This window comes from Kitasatospora sp. DSM 101779 (assembly GCF_025655475.1).
Taxonomy (GTDB): Bacteria; Actinomycetota; Actinomycetes; order Streptomycetales; family Streptomycetaceae; genus Kitasatospora.
In genome coordinates this window covers 4,917,137-4,937,246 of sequence record NZ_JAHTIK010000001.1, presented here as the reverse complement: position 1 = coordinate 4,937,246, position 20,110 = coordinate 4,917,137, and the positions used below count along the sequence as shown (strand labels likewise).

The 20,110-nt window shown below is 74.0% G+C and carries 22 protein-coding genes; 4 read left to right on the top strand and 18 right to left on the bottom strand.

Translation table 11 applies throughout. From position 1 onward, the window contains the following. The 5 genes from KSNIM_RS22600 to KSNIM_RS22580 form a co-directional block, all read right to left on the bottom strand. Positions 1-942: serine/threonine-protein kinase (locus KSNIM_RS22600; RefSeq protein ID WP_263104986.1), on the bottom strand; the 942-nt coding region annotated here is incomplete at its 3' end. A 371-nt stretch (positions 943-1,313) separates the two neighbouring features. Continuing rightward, the gene (locus KSNIM_RS22595) at positions 1,314-2,438 is read right to left on the bottom strand and encodes a GuaB3 family IMP dehydrogenase-related protein (RefSeq protein ID WP_263104985.1); all 1,125 of its coding nucleotides are present in this window, start codon (positions 2,436-2,438) and stop codon (positions 1,314-1,316) included. Between the two features lie 170 nt (positions 2,439-2,608). Continuing rightward, positions 2,609-4,111, bottom strand: coding sequence for an IMP dehydrogenase (guaB, locus tag KSNIM_RS22590; RefSeq protein ID WP_263104984.1), 1,503 nt, complete (start codon positions 4,109-4,111; stop codon positions 2,609-2,611). Positions 4,112-4,391: 280 nt separating this feature from the next. Then, positions 4,392-5,084 (bottom strand): RNA polymerase sigma factor ShbA, encoded by a 693-nt coding sequence (shbA, locus tag KSNIM_RS22585; protein ID WP_317634048.1) that lies wholly within the window; start codon positions 5,082-5,084, stop codon positions 4,392-4,394. Between the two features lie 249 nt (positions 5,085-5,333). Continuing rightward, positions 5,334-5,945, bottom strand: coding sequence for a response regulator transcription factor (locus KSNIM_RS22580; protein ID WP_014136228.1), 612 nt, complete (start codon positions 5,943-5,945; stop codon positions 5,334-5,336). Positions 5,946-6,525: 580 nt separating this feature from the next. Between KSNIM_RS22580 and KSNIM_RS22575 the strand changes: the two genes are divergently transcribed. After that, positions 6,526-6,855 (top strand): WhiB family transcriptional regulator, encoded by a 330-nt coding sequence (locus KSNIM_RS22575; RefSeq protein ID WP_030263366.1) that lies wholly within the window; start codon positions 6,526-6,528, stop codon positions 6,853-6,855. A gap of 91 nt (positions 6,856-6,946) precedes the next feature. Here KSNIM_RS22575 and KSNIM_RS22570 read toward each other — a convergent pair whose 3' ends face one another. The 3 genes from KSNIM_RS22570 to groES form a co-directional block, all read right to left on the bottom strand. Beyond that, on the bottom strand, positions 6,947-7,948 hold the full coding sequence (locus tag KSNIM_RS22570) for a LysR family transcriptional regulator (protein WP_263104982.1): 1,002 nt from the start codon (positions 7,946-7,948) through the stop codon (positions 6,947-6,949). Between the two features lie 169 nt (positions 7,949-8,117). Beyond that, entirely contained in the window at positions 8,118-9,749 is a 1,632-nt protein-coding gene (gene groL / locus KSNIM_RS22565) for a chaperonin GroEL (RefSeq protein ID WP_263104981.1), read from the bottom strand. Positions 9,750-9,841: 92 nt separating this feature from the next. Further along, positions 9,842-10,147 (bottom strand): co-chaperone GroES, encoded by a 306-nt coding sequence (gene groES / locus KSNIM_RS22560; protein WP_014136232.1) that lies wholly within the window; start codon positions 10,145-10,147, stop codon positions 9,842-9,844. A 248-nt stretch (positions 10,148-10,395) separates the two neighbouring features. On the opposite strand from groES, the gene KSNIM_RS22555 reads away from it, so the two are divergent. Together KSNIM_RS22555 and KSNIM_RS22550 are read left to right on the top strand one after the other, a co-directional pair. Continuing rightward, positions 10,396-10,701, top strand: coding sequence for a hypothetical protein (locus KSNIM_RS22555; RefSeq protein WP_263104980.1), 306 nt, complete (start codon positions 10,396-10,398; stop codon positions 10,699-10,701). 67 nt (positions 10,702-10,768) lie between these two features. Then, a complete protein-coding gene (locus KSNIM_RS22550; protein WP_263104979.1) occupies positions 10,769-11,938 on the top strand; it encodes a class I SAM-dependent methyltransferase in 1,170 nt (389 codons plus the stop codon). Here the strand turns inward: KSNIM_RS22550 and KSNIM_RS22545 are convergent. The 5 genes from KSNIM_RS22545 to tsaB form a co-directional block, all read right to left on the bottom strand. Beyond that, positions 11,920-12,777 carry a polysaccharide deacetylase family protein gene (locus KSNIM_RS22545; protein ID WP_263104978.1) on the bottom strand — a complete coding sequence of 286 codons (858 nt, stop codon included), beginning with the start codon at positions 12,775-12,777 and terminating at the stop codon, positions 11,920-11,922. The two genes, KSNIM_RS22550 and KSNIM_RS22545, sit on opposite strands and share 19 nt — an antisense overlap. Before the next feature lie 61 nt (positions 12,778-12,838). Beyond that, on the bottom strand, positions 12,839-13,096 hold the full coding sequence (locus KSNIM_RS22540) for a haloacid dehalogenase-like hydrolase (RefSeq protein ID WP_263104977.1): 258 nt from the start codon (positions 13,094-13,096) through the stop codon (positions 12,839-12,841). Further along, on the bottom strand, positions 13,093-14,172 hold the full coding sequence (gene tsaD / locus KSNIM_RS22535; protein ID WP_263104976.1) for a tRNA (adenosine(37)-N6)-threonylcarbamoyltransferase complex transferase subunit TsaD: 1,080 nt from the start codon (positions 14,170-14,172) through the stop codon (positions 13,093-13,095). Before tsaD ends, KSNIM_RS22540 begins: the two co-directional genes overlap by 4 nt. After that, the gene (rimI, locus tag KSNIM_RS22530) at positions 14,165-14,656 is read right to left on the bottom strand and encodes a ribosomal protein S18-alanine N-acetyltransferase (protein WP_263104975.1); all 492 of its coding nucleotides are present in this window, start codon (positions 14,654-14,656) and stop codon (positions 14,165-14,167) included. The genes tsaD and rimI overlap by 8 nt, the downstream gene beginning before the upstream one ends. Positions 14,657-14,687: 31 nt before the next feature. Beyond that, positions 14,688-15,341 carry a tRNA (adenosine(37)-N6)-threonylcarbamoyltransferase complex dimerization subunit type 1 TsaB gene (gene tsaB, locus KSNIM_RS22525; RefSeq protein ID WP_263104974.1) on the bottom strand — a complete coding sequence of 218 codons (654 nt, stop codon included), beginning with the start codon at positions 15,339-15,341 and terminating at the stop codon, positions 14,688-14,690. A gap of 177 nt (positions 15,342-15,518) precedes the next feature. Between tsaB and KSNIM_RS22520 the strand changes: the two genes are divergently transcribed. After that, the gene (locus KSNIM_RS22520) at positions 15,519-16,079 is read left to right on the top strand and encodes a hypothetical protein (protein ID WP_317634047.1); all 561 of its coding nucleotides are present in this window, start codon (positions 15,519-15,521) and stop codon (positions 16,077-16,079) included. A gap of 28 nt (positions 16,080-16,107) precedes the next feature. Here the strand turns inward: KSNIM_RS22520 and KSNIM_RS22515 are convergent, their stop codons facing one another. The 5 genes from KSNIM_RS22515 to KSNIM_RS22495 all read right to left on the bottom strand — a co-directional run. Continuing rightward, positions 16,108-16,305, bottom strand: a complete 198-nt coding sequence (locus KSNIM_RS22515; RefSeq protein ID WP_263104972.1) for a hypothetical protein — start codon at positions 16,303-16,305, stop codon at positions 16,108-16,110. A gap of 183 nt (positions 16,306-16,488) precedes the next feature. Beyond that, entirely contained in the window at positions 16,489-16,995 is a 507-nt protein-coding gene (gene tsaE / locus KSNIM_RS22510) for a tRNA (adenosine(37)-N6)-threonylcarbamoyltransferase complex ATPase subunit type 1 TsaE (RefSeq protein ID WP_263104971.1), read from the bottom strand. 41 nt (positions 16,996-17,036) lie between these two features. Beyond that, positions 17,037-18,413, bottom strand: a complete 1,377-nt coding sequence (locus KSNIM_RS22505; protein WP_263104970.1) for an alpha/beta fold hydrolase — start codon at positions 18,411-18,413, stop codon at positions 17,037-17,039. Further along, a complete protein-coding gene (gene alr / locus KSNIM_RS22500; protein WP_263104969.1) occupies positions 18,413-19,603 on the bottom strand; it encodes an alanine racemase in 1,191 nt (396 codons plus the stop codon). The genes KSNIM_RS22505 and alr overlap by 1 nt, the downstream gene beginning before the upstream one ends. A gap of 143 nt (positions 19,604-19,746) precedes the next feature. Next, on the bottom strand, positions 19,747-20,110 hold a 364-nt coding region (locus KSNIM_RS22495; RefSeq protein ID WP_317634046.1), incomplete at its 5' end, for an NAD(P)H-hydrate dehydratase.

Sequence of the window (20,110 nt, the reverse complement as noted above, 5' to 3'; positions counted from 1 at the left end):
GGTGCCGGCGGCGGCAGCGGCGCCGGCTGCTGCGGCCGCGGGCACGGCCGCGCTGCGCTCGGTGCCGGCCAGCGGGACGGCCTGCTGGGTGGTGGCCTCGGCCCGGGCGGTGGACTCGGCGACGATCCGCCGGAGCTGCGCGCGGGTCGCCGAGGCGTCCAGGCGCCGGTCCGGGTCCTTCTCCAGCAGCCCCTCGATGACCGGCCGCAGCGGGCCGGCGTTGAGCGGCGGGGCGAGGTCCTCGGTCATCACGGCGGTGAGCGTGGCGAGCGCCGACCCCCGGTCGTACGGGGGCTTGCCCTCGACCATCGAGTACAGCGTGCCGCCGAGCGACCACATGTCGGCCGGCGGGCCGGGCTTCCTGCCCTTGGCCCGCTCCGGCGAGATGTACGAGGGGGCTCCGACCAGCATGCCGGTGGAGGTGACGGAGGTGTCGCCCTCGACGCTCGCGATGCCGAAGTCGGTGAGCACCACCCGGCCGTCGTCGCCGATCAGCACGTTGGACGGCTTGACGTCGCGGTGCAGGATGCCGTGCTCGTGGGCGGCGCAGAGCACGCCCAGCACGTCGAGGGCGATCGCGGCGGCGCGGGCGGGCTCCAGCGGGCCGTCGTCCTTGATGACGTCGGCGAGGGAGCGGGACTCGACCAGCTCCATGACGATCCAGGGCCGCTCGTCCTCCTCGACCACGTCGAAGACGGTGACGGCGGCGGTGTGCCGGATCCGCGCGGTGGCCTTGGCCTCGCGCAGCGTCCGGACGATCAGGCGGTGCTTCTCGTCCTCGTCGACGGCGTCGGTCATCCGCAGTTCCTTGACCGCGACGACCCGGCCGAGCATCTCGTCCTCGGCCCGCCAGACCGTGCCCATTCCGCCACGGCCGAGGACGTCGTTCAAGCGGTACCGGCCGGCGAGCAGACGGCCGGTGGGCTCCTGCGGCTGCGTCATCGGTGCGCTCCCCCATGTGTTGCTGGCCGTGTGGTCATGACGGCGCGTCGGGCCGCAGCGGGCGGCGGCACCCGGGGCTCAGAACGCCAAGTGCCCATCATCCCCTGTCGCTTCGGCCCGGGACCAATCGGCCCCACGGCCTTCGGACGGTCCGCGGCGGGCCCGCGTCCCGTTCGTGGCCGAAAAAGCACTGGCACGGGCGGGTCGATCGTCCCACCGGCTCGCACACGTTCACGAATTCTCCCATCGTGGCGCACGATCACTCCACCCGGGGTACCGTGCTGACACACCGTCACCACGGCCTCCGCCCGGCACGCCGGAGCCCCCGGGCGCGGACGGCCGGGGGCTCCGGGGGCAGCAGCAGCGGCGGATCAGCCGTGCAGCGCCGGGTTGACGGTGACCTCGACGCGCTGGAACTCCTTGAGCTCCGAGTAGCCGGTGGTGGCCATGGCCCGGCGCAGCGCGCCGAAGAGGTTCATGGTGCCGTCGGGGGTGTGCGACGGACCGGTGAGGATCTCCGCGATGGTGCCGACGGTGCCCAGGTCGACCTTCTTGCCGCGCGGCACGTCGTCGTGCACGGCCTCCATGCCCCAGTGGTGGCCCTTGCCGGGAGCGTCGGTGGCCCGGGCCAGCGCGGCGCCGATCATCACCGCGTCCGCGCCGCAGGCGACGGCCTTGGCGATGTCGCCGCTATAGCCGACGCCGCCGTCCGCGATGACGTGCACGTAGCGGCCGCCGGACTCGTCCATGTAGTCGCGGCGGGCGGCGGCCACGTCGGCGACCGCGGTGGCCATCGGCACCTGGATGCCCAGCACGTTGCGGGTGGTGTGGGCGGCGCCGCCGCCGAAGCCGACCAGCACGCCGGCCGCGCCGGTGCGCATCAGGTGCAGCGCCGCGGTGTAGGTGGCGCAGCCGCCCACGATGACCGGCACGTCGAGCTCGTAGATGAACTGCTTGAGGTTGAGCGGCTCAGCGGCGGAGGAGACGTGCTCGGCGGAGACGGTGGTGCCGCGGATCACGAAGACGTCCACACCGGCGTCGACGACGGCCTTGGAGAACTCGGCGGTGCGCTGCGGCGAGAGGGCGGCGGCGGTGACCACGCCGGAGTCGCGGACCTCCTTGATCCGCTGCCCGATCAGCTCGGCCTTGATCGGCTCGGCGTAGATCTCCTGCAGGCGCCGGGTGGCGGCGGCCTCGTCGGAGATGGCGGCGATCTCCTCCAGCAGCGGCTGCGGGTCCTCGTAGCGGGTCCAGAGGCCTTCGAGGTTCAGCACGCCGAGGCCGCCGAGCTTGCCGATGGCGATGGCCTGCTGCGGCGAGACCACACTGTCCATCGGGGCCGCCAGGAAGGGCAGCTCGAAGCGGTAGGCGTCGATCTGCCAGGCGATCGAGACCTCCTTCGGGTCCCGCGTACGGCGGCTGGGGACGACGGCGATGTCGTCGAAGGCGTACGCCCGGCGGCCGCGCTTGCCTCGCCCGATCTCGATCTCAGTCACTTCGAGCCCTTCTGCTGCTGTGCATCTGCCGGCCGGGTCACCCCGGCCGCCCCCCAGTATCCCGCACCGGCCCCGGCGGCCGCCCCACCGTCCGCGACACGGGCGCACGCGCGAGGGACGCGTGGGGAGGTTCCCCACGCGCCCCTGCGGGTGCGGCCGTTGCCGGCTGCTTACCGGCTGCTGTAGTTCGGCGCCTCGACGGTCATCTGGATGTCGTGCGGGTGGCTCTCCTTGAGGCCGGCCGCGGTGATCCGGACGAACCGGCCCTTGCTCTCCATCTCGGCGATGGTGGCCGCACCGACGTAGCCCATGGTCTGGCGCAGACCGCCGACCAGCTGGTGCAGCACCGCCGACAGCGGGCCGCGGTACGGCACCTGGCCCTCGATGCCCTCGGGCACCAGCTTGTCGTCCGAGGCGACCTCGGCCTGGAAGTAGCGGTCCTTGGAGTAGGAGCGCCCCTGGCCGCGGGACTGCATGGCGCCGAGCGAGCCCATGCCACGGTAGGACTTGTACTGCTTGCCGTTGATGAACTGCAGCTCGCCGGGCGACTCCTCGCAGCCGGCCAGCAGCGAGCCGAGCATCACGGTGTCGGCGCCGGCGGCGAGCGCCTTGCCGATGTCGCCGGAGTACTGCAGGCCGCCGTCGCCGATGACCGGCACGCCGGCCTCGCGGCAGGCGAGGGCGGCCTCGTAGATGGCGGTGATCTGCGGCACGCCGATGCCGGCGACGACGCGGGTGGTGCAGATGGAGCCGGGGCCGACGCCGACCTTGACGCCGTCCACGCCGGCGTCGATCAGCGCCTGGGCGCCGTCGCGGGTGGCGACGTTGCCGCCGATGACGTCGATCCCGACCGCCGCCTTGATCTTGGCGATCCAGGCGAGGGCGTTGTGGCTGTGGCCGTGCGAGGTGTCGACGACCAGGAAGTCGACGCCGGCGCCGACCAGGGCCTGGGCGCGGTCGAAGGCCTCGGCGGAGGCACCGACGGCGGCGCCGACGAGCAGCCGGCCCTCGGAGTCCTTGGCGGCGTTCGGGTACTGCTCGGCCTTGACGAAGTCCTTGACCGTGATGAGGCCCTTGATCCGGCCGTCCCCGTCGACCAGCGGCAGCTTCTCGATCTTGTGGCGGCGGAGCAGCGCCATGGCGTCCTCGCCTGAGATGCCGACCTTGCCGGTGATCAGCGGCATCGGGGTCATGATCTCGCGGACCTGGCGGCTGCGGTCCGACTCGAAGGCCATGTCGCGGTTGGTGACGATGCCCAGCAGCCGGCCCTCGGGGTCGGCGACGGGCACGCCGCTGATCCGGAACCGGGCACAGAGCGCGTCGGCCTCGGCGAGGGTGGCCTCCGGGCCGACGGTGATCGGGTCGGCGACCATGCCGGACTCGGAGCGCTTCACCAGGTCGACCTGGCCGACCTGGTCCTCGATCGACAGGTTGCGGTGCAGCACGCCGACGCCGCCCTGGCGGGCCATGGCGATGGCCATCCGGGACTCGGTGACCTTGTCCATCGCCGCCGACAGCAGCGGGATGTTCACCCGGACGTTGCGGGAGACCCGCGAGGAGGTGTCGACCTGGTTCGGCAGCACCTCGGAGGCCCCGGGCAGCAGCAGGACGTCGTCGTACGTGAGCCCGAGCATCGCGAACTTCTCGGGTACGCCTGCGGCGTTGTAAGACATTGTGTGGGGACCTTCCGTGGCGGCCGTTGATCTGATCGCTTCCGGCTGAGGGTGTCCGGAGCGTTGGTCTCAGGAGGGCGCGGCGTCGGTCTGCGGTCGGACCGTTGCCACACCCGCGCGCACCGGCACGGGCGGACCGCCAAGACACCGCAATGCTCGGAGGTTCCTCCAAGGGAACCCCGGTCGCACCCACGAAACTTTGGCGACCTGCCCAGGCGCCGATACCTCATGGTACTGGTGTCCGGAGAGTCGGTTGGCGCTCTCCTTGACAACGCGGATGTCAGGAGGACTCTTCCGCGAGTGCGCGAAGTCGGCTGAGCGCCCGGTGCTGGGCGACCCGGACGGCCCCCGGGGACATCCCGAGCACCTCGCCGGTCTCCTCGGCGGACAGCCCGGCGGCCACCCGCAGCAGCACGAGTTCGCGCTGGCGGGCCGGCAGGTTGGAGAGCAGCTCCTTGATCCACGCCGCGTCGCTGCTGAGCAGGGCGCGCTCCTCCGGGCCGAGCGACTCGTCCGCCGTCTCCGGCAGGTCGTCGGGCGGGATCACGGTGGAGCCGGGGCCGCGCATCGCGGCCCGCTGCAGATCGGCGATCTTGTGCGCGGCGATGCCGTAGACGAAGGCCTCGAAGGGCCGGCCCTCGTCGCGGTAGCGCGGCAGTGCGCAGAGCACCGCCACGCAGACCTCCTGCACCACGTCGTCCACGTGGTGCCGGGCGCCGCCGGGCAGCCGGACGAGCCGGCCCCGGCAGTAGCGCAGGGCCAGCGGGTGGACGTAGGCGAGCAGGGCGTCGACGGCCGGGCCCTCGCCGGCGACGGCGGCCGCCACGACCTCGTTCAGCTGGGGGGACGCGCCGCTGCCGAGCACGGGCCGGCGGGGCGCGCCGGTGTCCGCGTACGACGCGTCGCCCGGACCGCCGGGCGGAGCCGGGTCGGGCCGGGCCTCGCCGGGGGCGGCGGCCTCGTCGTCACGCATCGGTCCATGGTGCCTGGTCGCTCCGACGAACGCGGCACCGCGTCCGGAGTTGTGCATCGGAACGTTATGCGTGATCGCCGTACCCACCGCACCGCCTCCCGCCCCTGTGCCCGTCGTTCCTGCTGCGGCTGCACTCGTCTCCGCAGTACCCGTCCGCTGGTTCCCGAGGTGCTCCACTCCTCCATGGTGCAGCCTCGGGACCACGACGTCACACGTCCGGGCCCGGGGAGCCGCGATGCGGCCGCCCGGTCAGCGGACCAGGCCCCAGCGGAAGCCGAGCGCCACGGCGTGCGCGCGGTCCGATGCGCCGAGCTTCTTGAACAGGCGCCGGGCGTGCGTCTTCACGGTGTCCTCCGAGAGGAACAGCTCACGGCCGATCTCCGCATTGCTGCGGCCGTGGCTCATGCCTTCCAGCACCTGGATCTCACGGGCCGTCAGCGTCGGTGCCGCCCCCATGTCGGGGCTGCGCAGCCGGCGCGGCGCGAGCCGCCAGGTCGGGTCGGCGAGCGCCTGGGTGACGGTGGCCCGCAGTTCGGCGCGCGAGGCGTCCTTGTGCAGGTAGCCGCGGGCGCCGGCGGCGACCGCGAGCGCCACGCCGTCCAGGTCCTCGGCGACGGTGAGCATGATGATGCGGGCGCCCGGATCGGCGGACAGCAGCCGCCGGACCGTCTCCACCCCGCCGAGGCCGGGCATGCGGACGTCCATCAGAACGAGATCGGAGCGGTCGGCCACCCAGCGGCGGAGGACCTCCTCACCGTTCGTCGCAGTGGTCACCCGGTCGACGCCGGGCACGGTCGCGACCGCCCGGCGAAGCGCCTCCCGGGCGAGCGGGGAATCGTCGCAGACGAGTACGGATGTCATGACCGTCCTCCGCAGCTGATCCGCGTCACGTTGAGCCTCCTGGCTGGTACGAAACCTCTCCGACACGGCCGACTGGCGACGGACCCCGTTCTGATCGCCGATGCCACGGCGATCGTTCCCGACGTCCGGCGCTTGCTAACCGCCTCCGTACATCCAACGACCGTCACTCGAATGAGTTACGGCCTTCGGGGCCATCCCCACCACTGTACGTGGCCGACCCATCACGGATCAGCCACCTCGCGGTGCACACGCCGCAGATTCGTGCAGCGGATGCGCGGTCCGCGCGGCGCGTACGCCCGGCGTCCCGGGCCCGCACCTCGGGACGGCCGGCGCACTGCCACCCGATTGCCACGCGGAGCCTGACCACCACCATGCCCCGTTTGTCCGTTTTTATAGCTTCTATACGGTCATTGACTGTTGTGTCGGTGTGTGGGTGACTTGTCCTGTTGGGAGCCGTAAGTCATATTTCCAGGTGTCCGTACCGGCCCCGAGCAGCCTCGCCGCAGCGGGCGGGCCCCGAGACCTTTTTGCAACCGCGTCGATCCGAGCCCGAGTCCTGAGTCATTGAAGGGAATGAGCCATGGCAGATTTCTCCCGCCTCCCCGGCCCCAACGCAGACCTCTGGGACTGGCAGCTCTCCGCCGCCTGCCGCGGCGTCGACAGTTCTCTCTTCTTCCACCCCGAGGGCGAGCGCGGGGCCGCGCGCAGCTCGCGCGAGGCCAGTGCCAAGGAGGTCTGCATGCGGTGCCCCGTCCGGGCCGAGTGCGCGGCGCACGCCCTGGCCGTACGGGAGCCCTACGGCGTGTGGGGCGGACTGACCGAGGACGAGCGCGAGGAGCTGCTGGGCCGCTCGCGGAACAGGCAGCTGGCCGAGGTGCCGCTGGCGATGCCGGCGAACGTCCGGCAGTGACGCGCGGCCAGGGCTCGGCGCAGCGGGATCCGGCCGGACCGGCCATGAAGAAACGTTTCGGCGGCGACCGGCACGGGCGGCCGCCGACCGATCAGCGGGCGGCGGCTGCTGCCGCGAGCTGATCCAGCATCAGCCCCACCGCGGGCACCCCCGCCAGATCCGGCAGGGTCAGCGCGACCACCTCGCGCCGCACCGGCTCGCCCGCGGCGGTCTCCAACGGCACCACCGCCACGCCCTCGCGGCGCACCGAGTCCAGGGCCATGCCCGGCAGCACCGCCACCCCCAGCCCGGCCGCCACCAGGCCCACCACGGCGGGGTAGTCGTCGGTCGCGAAGTCGATCCGGGGCTGGTAACCGGCGCCGGCGCACAGTTCCACCAGGTGGCCCCGGCACTGCGGGCAGCCCGCGATCCACTGCTCGTCCGCCAGCTCGCCCACCCCCACCGGACCGCCGTCCCGGCCGGCCAGCCGGTGGCCGGCCGGCACCAGGACCACCATCGGGTCGTCCAGCAGCGGCTGCACCACCAGGTCGGACCAGTCGGTCGCGGCCGCGGACGCCGCGGCCTCCAGCGTCGCCTCGGCCCGGGCCTCGCGGGCCGAGGCGTGCGGCGACGGGACCACCTCGGCACCGCCCTGCGAGTCCGGGTACCGGAACGCCAGCGCCACCTCGCACTCCCCCGCCCGCAGCATCGCCGGGGACTCCGGCGGCTCCGCCTCCACCAGTGACACGCGCATCCCCGGGCGGGCCGCCCTCACCTGGGCCACCGCCTTCGGCACCAGCGTGGAACTCGCCGTCGGGAACGACACCAGGCGCACCCGGCCCGAGCGCAGACCGGCGATCGCCGCGACCTCCTCCTCCGCGGCGGACAGGCCGGCGAGGATGCCGGAGGCGTGCTTCAGCAGCACCTCGCCGGCCTCGCTGAGCTGCATGCCCTTCCCCGAGCGGACCACCAGCGGGGTGGCCACCGACTTCTCCAGTGCCTTCATCTGCTGGCTCACGGCGGGCTGGGTACAGCCCAGCTCGCGCGCGGCGGCGGAGAAGGACCCGGTGCGGGCGACAGCGCGGAGCACTCGGAGGTGGCGGGCCTCGATCATGGCTCAGTTATAAGCCACCCTTTGACCCAGCCGGAAGCGAACGGGAGCGAGCGGCGACGGGTGCCCCGGGACGAGCGGGGGCACCTCCGCCTTCCGGGAAGGCCGGAGGCCCGGCTCCTTCCGCCGTGGTGGGCGGGAGGAACCGGGCCTCCGGTGGACCGACTCGGGGTCAGTGGGAGTGGCCGTGGCCGCCGTGCGAGTGGCCGTGGCCGTTGTCGGCCTCCTCCTCCTTCTTCTCCACCACGAGGGTCTCGGTGGTGAGGAGCAGGGAGGCGATGGAGGCGGCGTTCTCCAGGGCCGAGCGGGTGACCTTGACCGGGTCGATGACGCCGGCCTTCACCAGGTCGCCGTACTCGCCGGTGGCGGCGTTGTAGCCGTGGCCGGTCTCCAGGTCGGCGACCTTGGAGGTGATGACGTAGCCCTCCAGGCCGGCGTTCTGGGCGATCCAGCGCAGCGGCTCGGCCAGCGCCTTGCGGACGACCGCGACACCGGTCGCCTCGTCGCCGGACAGGCCCAGGCCGCCGTCGAGGACCTTGGCGGCGTGCACGAGGGAGGCGCCGCCACCGGCGACGATGCCCTCCTCGACCGCGGCACGGGTCGCCGAGATGGCGTCCTCCAGGCGGTGCTTGCGCTCCTTCAGCTCCACCTCGGTGGCGGCGCCGACCTTGATGACGCAGACGCCGCCGGCCAGCTTGGCCAGGCGCTCCTGCAGCTTCTCGCGGTCCCAGTCGGAGTCGGTGGAGGCGATCTCGGCCTTGATCTGGCCGACCCGGCCGGCCACGGCCTCGGAGTCGCCGGCACCGTCGACGAGGATGGTCTCGTCCTTGGTGACGGTGATGCGGCGGGCGGTGCCGAGCACGTCCAGACCGGCCTGGTCGAGCTTGAGGCCGACCTCCTCGGAGATGACGGTCGCACCGGTGAGGACCGCGATGTCGCCGAGGATCGCCTTGCGGCGGTCGCCGAAGCCGGGGGCCTTGACGGCCACCGCGTTGAAGGTGCCGCGGATCTTGTTGACCACCAGGGTGGACAGCGCCTCGCCGTCGACGTCCTCGGCGATGATCAGCAGCGGGCGGGAGCCGCCCTGCAGGATCTTCTCCAGCAGCGGCAGGAGCTCCTGGATGGAGGAGATCTTGCCCTGGTTGATCAGGATGTACGGGTCGTCGAGGACCGCCTCCTGGCGCTCCGCGTCGGTCACGAAGTACGGCGACAGGTAGCCCTTGTCGAACTGCATGCCCTCGGTGAACTCGAGCTCGACGCCGAAGGTGTTGGACTCCTCGACGGTGATGACACCGTCCTTGCCGACCTTGTCGATCGCCTCGGCGATGAGCTCGCCGACCTGGGTGTCCTGGGCGGAGAGGGACGCGACGGCGGCGACGTCGTCCTTGCCCTCGATCTCGCGGGCCACCGAGAGCAGGTGCTCGGAGACGGCGGCGACGGCCTTGTCGATGCCCTTCTTCAGGGCGGCCGGGCCGGCGCCGGCGGCGACGTTGCGCAGGCCCTCGTTGACCAGGGCCTGGGCGAGCACGGTGGCGGTGGTGGTGCCGTCGCCCGCGACGTCGTTGGTCTTGGTGGCGACCTCCTTGACCAGCTGCGCGCCGAGGTTCTCGTACGGGTCGTCGAGCTCGACCTCGCGGGCGATGGTCACACCGTCGTTGGTGATGGTGGGGGCGCCGAACTTCTTGTCGATGACGACGTTGCGGCCCTTGGGGCCGATGGTCACCTTGACCGTGTCGGCCAGCTTGTTGACACCGCGCTCCAGCGAGCGGCGGGCGTCCTCGTCGAACTGCAGGATCTTCGCCATGTTCCCGTTTCCTCAGGGTTTTACGGATGGACCAACAAGCACGCCCCGGCCCGGGTCAGTGCTGACGCGGTTCCGGGGCGGGCCGTTACGGCTTACTTCTCGATGATGGCGAGAACGTCGCGAGCCGAGAGGACGAGGTACTCCTCGCCCTGGTACTTGACCTCGGTGCCGCCGTACTTGGAGTACAGGACGATGTCACCGACGGCGACGTCGAGCGGCAGGCGCTGGCCGTCCTCGAAGCGGCCCGGGCCGACGGCCAGGACGACGCCCTCCTGGGGCTTCTCCTTGGCGGTGTCCGGGATAACCAGGCCGGAGGCCGTGGTGGTCTCGGCGTCGAGCGGCTGGACCACGATGCGGTCCTCGAGCGGCTTGATGGCAACCTTGCTGCTGGTGGTCACGTCCGAGCTCCCCTTCGGAGATTACGGGGTTGTCTAACAGGGAAGGGCGATGTCCGCAGGCCTGCCGTCGCGGGGGTCAGGCGCGCTCCGTCGCGTTGGCACTCCCCTGGGGGGAGTGCCAAGAACGACCATAGGCCGCGGTTAGCACTCAGTCAACCAGAGTGCCAACGCCGGTCGCCGGTGTCCCCGGGTACGGGTGAGTAGTCGTACTCATGTGCGGCGCCCGGTGCCGGCGGGACGATGGCGTCATGACCGCGATCCGACCCTCCGTCACCCGGGACCTCCTGCACACCGCCTGGCTGCTCGCCGTCGAGACGGCGCTCGGCACCGGCGCGGTGTACGCCGTGATCGTCCTGCTGTTCGCGCTCGCGTCGCCGGACAGCGGGCTCGGCCTGGAGGCGGCCTGTGTCGCCCTGATGCTCGCCGCCGTGACCATGCCGGTGGCCGGGGTCGCGGTGACGGCGCGCCGCGGGTACCGGATCGCACCGGTCGCCCTGGTGGCCGTCGGGCCGGTCCTGGTCGCGGGCGCCCTGACCCTGCTGCTCGACCGCTGAGCCCCGGCCGCGCCACGAAGGCCTGCCGGACCGGGGAGACCGGGAGGGGCCGGGAGAGAATGGCCGGGTGGAGATCGAATCGTTCCGGGCGCTGCTGACCGACGAGGGGCGGGCGCTGCTCGCCGAACTGCGGGAGTTCACGCCCGACCGGGAGCTGGCGCTGGCCACCCGGCTGCGCCGGGACCACCCGGCGGAGCTGGTGCGGGCCGCGTTCGAGCAGGCGCGGCTGCGGCAGCGGGCCCGGGCCAAGTTCGGCGCCGACGCCGACCGCATGTACTTCACGCCGAACGGCGTCGAGCAGGCGACCCGGCGCAGCGTCGCCGAGTGGCGGGCGGCCCGGTTCGCGGGTCTGGGCGTGCGGCGGCTGGCGGACCTGTGCTGCGGCATCGGCGGGGACGCGGTCGCGCTGGCCCGGGCCGGGGTGTCGGTGCTGGCGGTCGACCGGGACCCTTTGACCTGCGCGGTGGCCGGGGCCAATGCGGCGGCCCTCGGTCTCGCCGAGCTGGTGGAGGTGCGCTGCGCGGACGTCACGGAGGTGGACACCGACGGCTTCGACGCGGTGTTCACCGATCCGGCGCGGCGGACCGCGCGCGGGCGGGTCTTCGACCCGGAGGCGTACTCGCCGCCGCTGTCCTGGGCGCTGGAGGCGGCGCGGCGGACCCGCTTCGGGGCGTTGAAGGTCGCCCCGGGGATCCCGCACGAGCTGGTGCCGGAGGGCGCGGAGGCGGAGTGGGTCTCCGACCACGGCGAGGTGAAGGAGGCGGTGATCTGGTTCGGCACCGGGGCCGCGGCGCCGTACCGGGCGACGGTGCTGCCGGGCGGCGGCAGCCTGTCGGGCACCGGCGACCGGGCCGAGGCCGGCCCGGTCGGCCGCTACCTGTACGAGCCGGACGGTGCCGTGATCCGGGCCGGGCTGGTGGCCGACGTGGCGCGCAGCGTGGGCGGCCGGCTGGTCGACCCGCAGATCGCCTACGTGACGGCGGACGAGCTGGTGCCGACCGCCTTCGCCCATGCGTACGAGATCGGCGAGGTGCAGCCCTACAACGTGAAGCGGTTGAAGGCGCTGCTGCGCGAGCGCGGGGCCGGGACGGTCGTGATCAAGAAGCGCGGGATCGCCATCACCCCGGAGGAGCTGCGCCGGCAGTTGAAGCCGAGCGGGCCGCACGAGGTGACGGTGATCCTCAGCCGGACGGACGACGGCCCGCTGATGATGCTGGGTCAGCCGGCCGCGATGTAGTCCTCCAGTCGGCCGACGGCGAAGCCCTGCTCCTGGATCCGGGCCAGCAGCTCGCCGAACATCTTGGTCATCGTCTCGCCCTTGAGGTCCTTGGGGCCGCGGAAGTGGGCGAGGATGATGTCGCCGGGGCGGAGCTTCTTGTCGGCGGCTTGGTACTGCATGTCGTGGATCTGCATGGACTCGCGCCAGAGCACCACGGCGCGCGGGCCGCAGGCGCGGACGGCCGCGCCCAGGGCCGGGGTGTGCGCGCCGTCGCCGTACGGGGGCCGGAAGAGCAGCGGGGCGGTGCCGTACTGCTGGGTGAGCGCGGTCTGGGCGTCGCAGACCTCGGACTTCTGGCGTTCGGGCGAGAGCCGGCTCATCGCGGGGTGGTCGACGGAGTGGTTGTGGATGCGGTTGCCGAGGGCCTGCAGCGGCTTGAAGTAGCCGTAGTCGCCGCTGACGATGTCGCGGGTCAGGAACATCGAGAAGGGCACCTTGAGGTCGGTGGCCATCTCGACGAACTTCGGGTCCTTCTCGGCGCCGTCGTCGATGGTGACGAAGACGACCTTGTCGGTGGTCGGCACCTCGCTGAAGACCGGGACGGGCCCGGTGGCCGCCAGCTTGATCGGCTTGTCGGCGGGGGCGGCCGGCGCCGCGGGCAGCGGCTTGAGGCCCCACTTGGCCCAGGCTGCGGTCCTGTCCTGCGCGGGCGCGGCCGCGGCGGTGGTGGGTGCGGAGGAGGCTGGCGGGGCGGGCGGCGCCTGGGCGGCGTGCTGTGGTGCGCCGCCGCCGCAGGCGGTGAGTGCCGCCATCAGGACTGCCGCCCCCGCGGCACAGGACATGGACCTCTTCGGCAACGTGCGCTCCCCCACCCAGCCCGGCCGCAGGACCGGGTCAGCGATTTCTCAGGAAGGCACGCTACTCGACGTGCGTACTGGTGAACGACCAGCGGTGGACGGGTCGCGCGGTCAACCCGTCCGGCGGATCGGGGACGTGCGCGGGCTCGCCCGTCCACCAGGTGATGAGCAGGACGCGGTCGCCCTCGGCGGTGAGCAGTTCGAGGCGCGCGGGGGCGGCGGCACGCAGGCCCGGCAGCACCTCTTCGCGCACCCACCGCTCCAGTTCGGCGGCCCGCCCCGCGGCGGCGCGGGCCTCCCACATGAGGGCGCGGGTCACCGCAGCGACTCGTGCGCGTGCGCGTGGAACTCGGTGTGCGGGACGTGCACCTCGGTGACGGGCAGCGAGGAGTCCGCGGACAGGTCGAAGGCGGAGGGGGTGCGGCCCCGGCGGACCATCTCGGCGCCGAGCGCGGCGACCATGGCGCCGTTGTCGGTGCACAGGCCCGGGCGGGGCACCCGGAGCACGATGCCGGCCCTGTCGCAGCGCTGCTGGGCCATCTCGCGCAGCCGGGAGTTGGCGGCGACACCGCCGCCGATCATGAGGTGGTCGACGCCGTTGTCCTTGCAGGCCCGGACGGCCTTGCGGGTGAGCACGTCGGTGACGGCCTCCTGGAAGGAGGCCGCGACGTCGGCGATCGGGACCTCCTCGCCGGCCCGGCGCTTCGCCTCGACCCAGCGGGCGACGGCGGTCTTCAGCCCGGAGAAGGAGAAGTCGTAGGCGGGGTCGTTCGCGGCGCTGAGGCCGCGCGGGAAGGCGATGGCCTTCCCGTCGCCGTCGCGGGCGGTGCGGTCGACGACCGGGCCGCCGGGGAAGCCGAGGCCGAGCACCCGGGCGACCTTGTCGAAGGCCTCGCCGGCGGCGTCGTCGATGGTGGCGCCGAGCGGGCGGACGTCGCTGGTGATGTCGGAGGAGAGCAGCAGCGAGGAGTGGCCGCCGGAGACCAGCAGCGCCATGGTCGGCTCGGGCAGCCGGCCGTGCTCCAGCTGGTCGACGCAGATGTGCGAGGCGAGGTGGTTGACGCCGTACAGCGGCTTGTCGAGGGCCCAGGCGTAGGCCTTGGCGGCGGAGACGCCGACCAGCAGCGCGCCGGCCAGGCCTGGGCCGGCGGTGACGGCGATGCCGTCGAGGTCGGTGGCCTTGATCCCGGCGGTGTCGAGGGCGCGCCGGATGGTCGGGACCATCGCCTCCAGGTGTGCGCGGCTGGCGATCTCGGGGACGACGCCGCCGTAGCGGGCGTGGTCGTTGACGCTGGAGGCCACCGCGTCGGCGAGCAGCGTGGTGCCGTGGACGATGCCGACGCCGGTCTCGTCGCAGGAGGTCTCGATGCCGAGGACGAGCGGTTCGTCAGCCATTCTTCGGGTCCTTCGAATCGTGCGTGGGATGGTCGAGGCGCATGACGAGCGCGTCGACGTTCGCGGGCTGGTAGTAGCCGCGGCGGACGCCGACCGGCTGGAAGCCGAACCGCTCGTACAGCCGCTGGGCGCGCAGGTTGTCGACCCGGACCTCCAGCAGCAGTTCGGCGCAGCCGCGGCGGGCGGACTCCTCGACGAGGTCGGTGAGCAGCGCGGTGCCGAGGCCGGCGCCCTGGAGGCGCTCGTCGACGGCGATGGTCTGGACGTCGCCCTCGGTGCCGACGGCCATCAGGCCGGCGTAGCCGACGATGCGGCCGTCCTCGGTGGTGACGACGGTGTAGTGGCGGGTGCCGCCGGGGTGGGCCTCGGCCAGCTCGGACCAGTACATGGCGTGTGACCAGGCGTCCTCGGGGAACAGCCGCAGTTCGAGGTCCATGACCGGTTCGATGTCCCACCACCGCATCGGGCGGAGGATCACGTCCATCCGGCGCCCCTCTCCGCGGCGGGCCGGCGGGTCATGCGGGGAGCACCGCCTTGTACCCGGCCGGGACCTGGGCGTCGGGGCGGCGCAGGTAGAGCGGGGCGTTGGGCAGCAGGTCGCGGCCGGCAGTGAGCTCCCGGGCGGCGAAGTCGGCGAGGGCGCCGGCCGAGACGTGCTCGGGGCCGGTCGCGCCGGGAAAGGTGTCGGGGTAGAGCAGGGCTCCGGCGCCGACCGAGCGCTGCGGCGGGGTGAGGTCGCCGGGGCGGTCGACGGCGGGGCCGTCGGTGCGGGTGCCGTCCTCGTCGTAGGCGGCCCAGTAGACCTCCTTGCGGCGGGCGTCGGTGGCCGCGGTGAACGGGCCGGTCAGCCCCTCGCGGCGGGCCTGGTGGGCGATCGCGTCGAGGGTGCAGACGCCGTGCACGGGCAGGCCGAGCGCGTGGCCGAGGGCGGCGGCGGTGACCAGGCCGACCCGCAGGCCGGTGTAGGGGCCGGGGCCCACGCCGACCGCGATCGCGGTGAGCTCCCGCTTGTCGACGCCGGCGGTGCGCAGCACGTCGCCGATGGTGGGCAGGAGCAGCTCGCCGTGCCGTCTGGCATCGACCTCGTAGGACTCGGCGAGGACGGCCGTGCCGTCGTGGACGGCGGCGGTGACGGCGGGGGTTGCGGTGTCGAACGCGAGCAGCAGCACGCATCAAGGTTAGAGGGTCGGCCGGGGCTGCCGCCCCGGCGGTGCGGGGCGGGCGGCTGCGCCGGTTCCGCGGCGGGGCGCGGGGGTGGGGAACACACCATCGGATCGCACCATCGGGCGGGCGCGGACCTGGCACGATGGGGCGGACACGGGCAGCGAGCGGTGGGAGCGTGCGTGGTGAGGACGGTTCCGGGCGTGGTGGTCGCCGGGCTGACGGCGGGGGCCGTGGCGGTGGTGGCTCTCCTGGCCGTCCAGGCGGACGGCGCGCAGGCGCGGGCCGAGGCGGCCCGTGCGGCGACCGGGGCGCCCGCCGAGCCGTCGCCGACCGCGACGGCCCCGGCCGCGTCGATGCCGGCGCTGCCCGCCTCGTCGGGCACGGGCTACCGGGTGGTGTACTCGGTGTCCCAGCACCGGGTGTGGCTGGTCGACCCGCGGAAGGACCCTCAGGTGCAGGCCTCGTTCGCGGTGACGCCCGGCACGACGGAGCCCACGCCCGGCAGCTACAGCGTCTACAGCCGGACGGCGACCGGGAAGGGCACCGACCTCCGGCAGATCGAGCACGTGGTGCGGTTCACCCAGCAGAGCGGCGTGGTGTTCGGCTTCGGCGCGGCGGTGGACGGCTCCACGGCGCCCCCGGACGCGAACCTGCGCACCGGCGGGATCCGCTCGTCACGGGCGGACGGGCAGGTGCTGTGGGACTTCGCGCCGACCGGTACCCGGGTGTTCGTCGCGGAGTAGCGCCGGGCGGGCGTGCCGGGGCGGTGCGTCAGGCGGCGCGCGGCGGTGCGGTGGGCTCCGGGTGGTCCTGCGCCGCGGGCCGCGGGCGCGCGGGCGGGGTGGAGACGGCGGCGGCGGACGCGCAGGAGGCCAGCAGGGCGCGCATCGGGACCTCGCCGGGCCGGGCCGCGGTGTCGTCGGAACGGTCCTGCGGCGTGGGTGCCGCAGCGGGGGTGGTGCTCGCCATCGGGGCGCCTCCCTAGTTAGGCAGACCTAACCGCAGCTCCCATCCCATCACGAGGGCAGGCCGGGCCGCAACACCTTCCCGACACCGTGTCGGGAAGTGTCGGGGCCTCGTCGGGCCTCGTCAGGCCCCGGGGGGAGGTGGCCGGAGGTACGGGGGCGGGCTGCCGGGGCCGCGCCGGCGGGATCAGTCCCGGTCGAGGACGGCCAGGTCGATGCCGTCCCAGCGGCCGCCGAGGCCGGTGACGGTGACCCGGCGCGGGTCGAGGTCGTCGGCCTCCTCCGCGGCGCCGCCGATCGCCCGGTGGATCCGGACCTCCAGGCGGTCCTCGCTGAGCTGCTCGACCTTGCCCTCGCCCCACTCGACGACGACCACCGACTCGGGCAGCGACACGTCCAGGTCGAGGTCCTCCATCTCGTCCAGGCCGCCGCCGAGCCGGTAGGCGTCGACGTGGACGAGGGCCGGCCCGCCACCGAGCGACGGGTGGACGCGGGCGATCACGAAGGTCGGCGAGGTGACCGCGCCGCGCACGCCGAGTCCCTCGCCGAGACCGCGGGTGAGGGTCGTCTTGCCGGCGCCGAGCTCCCCGTGCAGCAGTACCAGGTCGCCGGGGCGCAGCAGCGCGGCGAGGCCCTTCCCGAGCCGGCCCATCCGCTCGGGGGTGGCGACGGTGAGGGTGAGCTGGTTGCCCATGGGAGTGTCGGTGTCCTTCCGGGTGGCGGCGGGTGCCGCGGTCAGGGGTGGGTGCCGGGGTCGGGCGGGGCGGGCACGCCGGCGTGGCCGGCGGCCCGCTGCAGCAGCCCGGTCAGGTGCCGGTCGACCTCGTCGGGCCGCTCCAGCATCAGCAGGTGGCCGGTCTCGGGGAGGACGACCAGCTCGGCGCCGGGCAGCGCGCGGGCGATCTCCTCGCTGTGCGCGGGCGGGGTGAGCAGGTCCTCCGTGCCGGCCAGGACGAGGACGGGGATGCCGTCGAGGGCGGCCAGCGCGGCCTTCTTGTCGTGCAGGCCGAACGCCGGGTAGAACTCGGCGACCACGTCGATCGGGGTGGCGTCGAGGAGCTGTTCGGCGAACCGGACGACCTGCGGGTCGACGTCCTTGGAGCCGAAGGAGAAGCGGCGGTAGAAGACCGCCGCGACATCGGCGCCGATCCGCCGGGTGGCCTCGACGAGTTCGACCTGGCGGCCGAGCAGCTTGACGGTGGCGGGGGCGAGCTTGCGCAGCAGCCGGGCGCCGGCCGCGGGCAGGCCGAGGGTGACGGAGTCCCAGTCGCCGGCCAGGGTGCCGACCAGGCCGACCCCGGCGACCCGCTCGCGGAACAGGTCCGGGTGCTGGTCGGCGAGGGCCATCACCGTCATGCCGCCCATGGAGTGGCCGACCAGCACGATCGGGCCCTCCGGGACGACGGCGTCGAGGACGGCCTTGAGGTCGCCGCCGAGCTGGTCGATGGAGGCCGGCTCGCCGGCCAGGTACGAGCGGGAGCGCTCGGAGCGGCCGTGGCTGCGCTGGTCCCAGAAGACCAGCCGCAGGCCCTCGCGGAACGCGGCGCGCTGGAAGTGCCAGCTGTCCTGGTTGAGGCAGTAGCCGTGGCAGAAGACGACGGTCAGCGGCGGCGGGGTGTCGGCGGGGGCCGCCTTGGCGGGCCGGCCGGCCCGGGCCAGGGCGCCGGTGCCGCCCAGCAGGCCCGGCAGCCCGGTGCGGTCGGGGCGGTCGGCGCTGGCGGTGCCGCGGCGCCGGGTGAACCAGGCACGGCGGCGCTGGCCCTCGTCCTCGGGCTGCCCGAGCTGCGCGTCCTGCCCGGACGGGCCGGACACGGTCGCGTCCCAGCCGGTGCCGTCGAGCTCGACGTACAGTTCGGTGCCGTCGGGGGCGGTGACGGTGCGCGGGCGGCCGCGCAGCGAGCCGTACGGGGCCGCGGCGTCCAGCTCCTCGCGGGCGCGGCGGCGCATCTCGCGGCCGACGGTGAGGCGCTCGATGGCGACGCCGGCGGCGGCACCGGCTGCGACCACGCCGAGCGATATGCCGATCAGGCCGGCCCGGCTCACACCGCCGGAGGCCGCCCCGGCGGCCCTGGCCACCGCGGCGACCGGATTCCCGTCGGCGCCTTCCGCCATCAGAGGCCCGACCCGTCCCCTGCGCCCACGTAGCGGCGCGGCACCCGGGAGCCGATCCGGGTGATGATCTCGTACGAGAGGGTGCCGCAGGCGCGGCCCCAGTCCTCGGCGGTGGGCTCGCCGTGCTCGCCGCTGCCGAAGAGCAGGACCTCCTCGCCGACCGGCGGGGTGTCGCCGCCGAGGTCGACGACGAACTGGTCCATGGCGACCCGGCCGGCGACGGTGCGCCACTTGCCGGCGATCTGCACCGGGCCGGTGTTGGAGGCGTGCCGGGGGATGCCGTCCGCGTAGCCGACCGGGACGAGGCCCAGGGTGGTGTCGCCCGGCGTCGTGTAGTGGTGGCCGTAGCTGACCCCGTGCCCGCCCGGGACGGTCTTGACCAGGGCGAGCCTGGCCGTGAGCGACATCACGGGCCGCAGCCCGAAGTCGGCGGGGGTGCCGACGTCCGGCACCGGGGAGAGGCCGTACATGGCGAGGCCCGGCCGGACGAGGTCGTAGTGCGACTGCGGCAGCAGCAGGGTGGCCGGCGAGTTCGCCAGGTGCCGGACCTCGGGCCGCACGCCCTGCGCCTCGGCGTACGCGACGGCCGAGGCGAAGCCGTCCAGCTGGGCCTGGACGGAGGGGTGGCCGGGCTCGTCGGCGGCGGCGAAGTGCGACCAGAGCCCGACGACCTCGATCAGGCCCTCGGCCTGGGCGCGCAGGGCGGCGGCGACCAGGTCGGGCCAGTCGTGCGGCTGGCAGCCGTTGCGGCCGAGGCCGGTGTCGGCCTTGAGGTGGACGCGGCCGGGCACGCCGGTCTCGCGGACGGCTGCGAGCAGCTCGTCGAGCGCCCAGAGGCCGCTGACGGACACGTCCACGTGCGAGCGCAGCGCCTGGGCCCAGGGGCCGCCCGGCGTCCACAGCCAGCACAGGATGCGGGCCTGCTCGGGACGGATGCCCGCGGCACGCAGGGCGAGCGCCTCCTCGGGGGTGGCGGTGCCCAGCCAGCGCACGCCCGCGGCGACGGCCTCGCGGGCGCACGGCAGCGCGCCGTGGCCGTAGGCGTCCGCCTTGACCACGGCCATCAGCGCGGCATCGGTGCGCGCCCCCAGCGCGGCGAGGTTCTCCCGCAGGGCGGCCAGGTCGATGGCCGCCTCGGCGCGGACCCCGTGGGTGAGGGCGGGAGTTCCGGTCGTCTTCGCAGTTGTCATCGCGTATCAGTCTCCCAGACCGGCGCCGCTGCCCGGCTCACGACCCCGGCCGGGCCCGGCGGTCGTCAGTGGGAGACGCATGAAACGGAGCATTCGGTTCCGCGGAACGGTACCGTCCCGCGGTCCGGGCGGCACGACCGGTGTCAGCGGCCGCCGGCCGCCGTGCGCACCGTCCGCCACGCCTCCGGCAGCGCCTCCGCGATGTCCAGCGCGGCGGCCGGGGCGCCCGCGGCGGCCGTCCGGCCGGCCAGCCCGTGCAGGTGGGCGGCGAGGGCACCGGCGTCCAGCGGGCCGAGACCGGACGCCATGAGCGAGCCCGCGAGGCCGGACAGCACGTCGCCGCTGCCCGCCGTGGCCAGCCAGGAGGTGCCGGTCGGATTCACCCGGACGGCGCCGTCCGGCTCGGCGACCACCGTGGTGGAGCCCTTGAGCAGCACCGTCGCCCGGTAGGCCGCGGCGAGCCGCCGCACGGTCGCCAGCCGGGCCGCCGCGAGGCCGTCGGCGGCG

Excerpts from the sequence above, each read along its gene's own strand:
- KSNIM_RS22580 (WP_014136228.1), bottom strand. The coding sequence starts at position 5,945 with ATGACATCCGTACTCGTCTGCGACGATTCCCCGCTCGCCCGGGAGGCG.
- KSNIM_RS22505 (WP_263104970.1), bottom strand. The coding sequence starts at position 18,413 with ATGGCGGAAGGCGCCGACGGGAATCCGGTCGCCGCGGTGGCCAGGGCC.
- shbA (WP_317634048.1), bottom strand. The coding sequence starts at position 5,084 with ATGCGTGACGACGAGGCCGCCGCCCCCGGCGAGGCCCGGCCCGACCCG.
- tsaE (WP_263104971.1), bottom strand. The coding sequence starts at position 16,995 with ATGGGCAACCAGCTCACCCTCACCGTCGCCACCCCCGAGCGGATGGGC.
- alr (WP_263104969.1), bottom strand. The coding sequence starts at position 19,603 with ATGACAACTGCGAAGACGACCGGAACTCCCGCCCTCACCCACGGGGTC.
- guaB (WP_263104984.1), bottom strand. The coding sequence starts at position 4,111 with ATGTCTTACAACGCCGCAGGCGTACCCGAGAAGTTCGCGATGCTCGGG.
- KSNIM_RS22570 (WP_263104982.1), bottom strand. The coding sequence starts at position 7,948 with ATGATCGAGGCCCGCCACCTCCGAGTGCTCCGCGCTGTCGCCCGCACC.
- KSNIM_RS22515 (WP_263104972.1), bottom strand. The coding sequence starts at position 16,305 with ATGGCGAGCACCACCCCCGCTGCGGCACCCACGCCGCAGGACCGTTCC.
- KSNIM_RS22555 (WP_263104980.1), top strand. The coding sequence starts at position 10,396 with ATGACCGCGATCCGACCCTCCGTCACCCGGGACCTCCTGCACACCGCC.
- rimI (WP_263104975.1), bottom strand. The coding sequence starts at position 14,656 with ATGGACGTGATCCTCCGCCCGATGCGGTGGTGGGACATCGAACCGGTC.
- KSNIM_RS22575 (WP_030263366.1), top strand. The coding sequence starts at position 6,526 with ATGGCAGATTTCTCCCGCCTCCCCGGCCCCAACGCAGACCTCTGGGAC.
- groL (WP_263104981.1), bottom strand. The coding sequence starts at position 9,749 with ATGGCGAAGATCCTGCAGTTCGACGAGGACGCCCGCCGCTCGCTGGAG.
- tsaD (WP_263104976.1), bottom strand. The coding sequence starts at position 14,172 with ATGGCTGACGAACCGCTCGTCCTCGGCATCGAGACCTCCTGCGACGAG.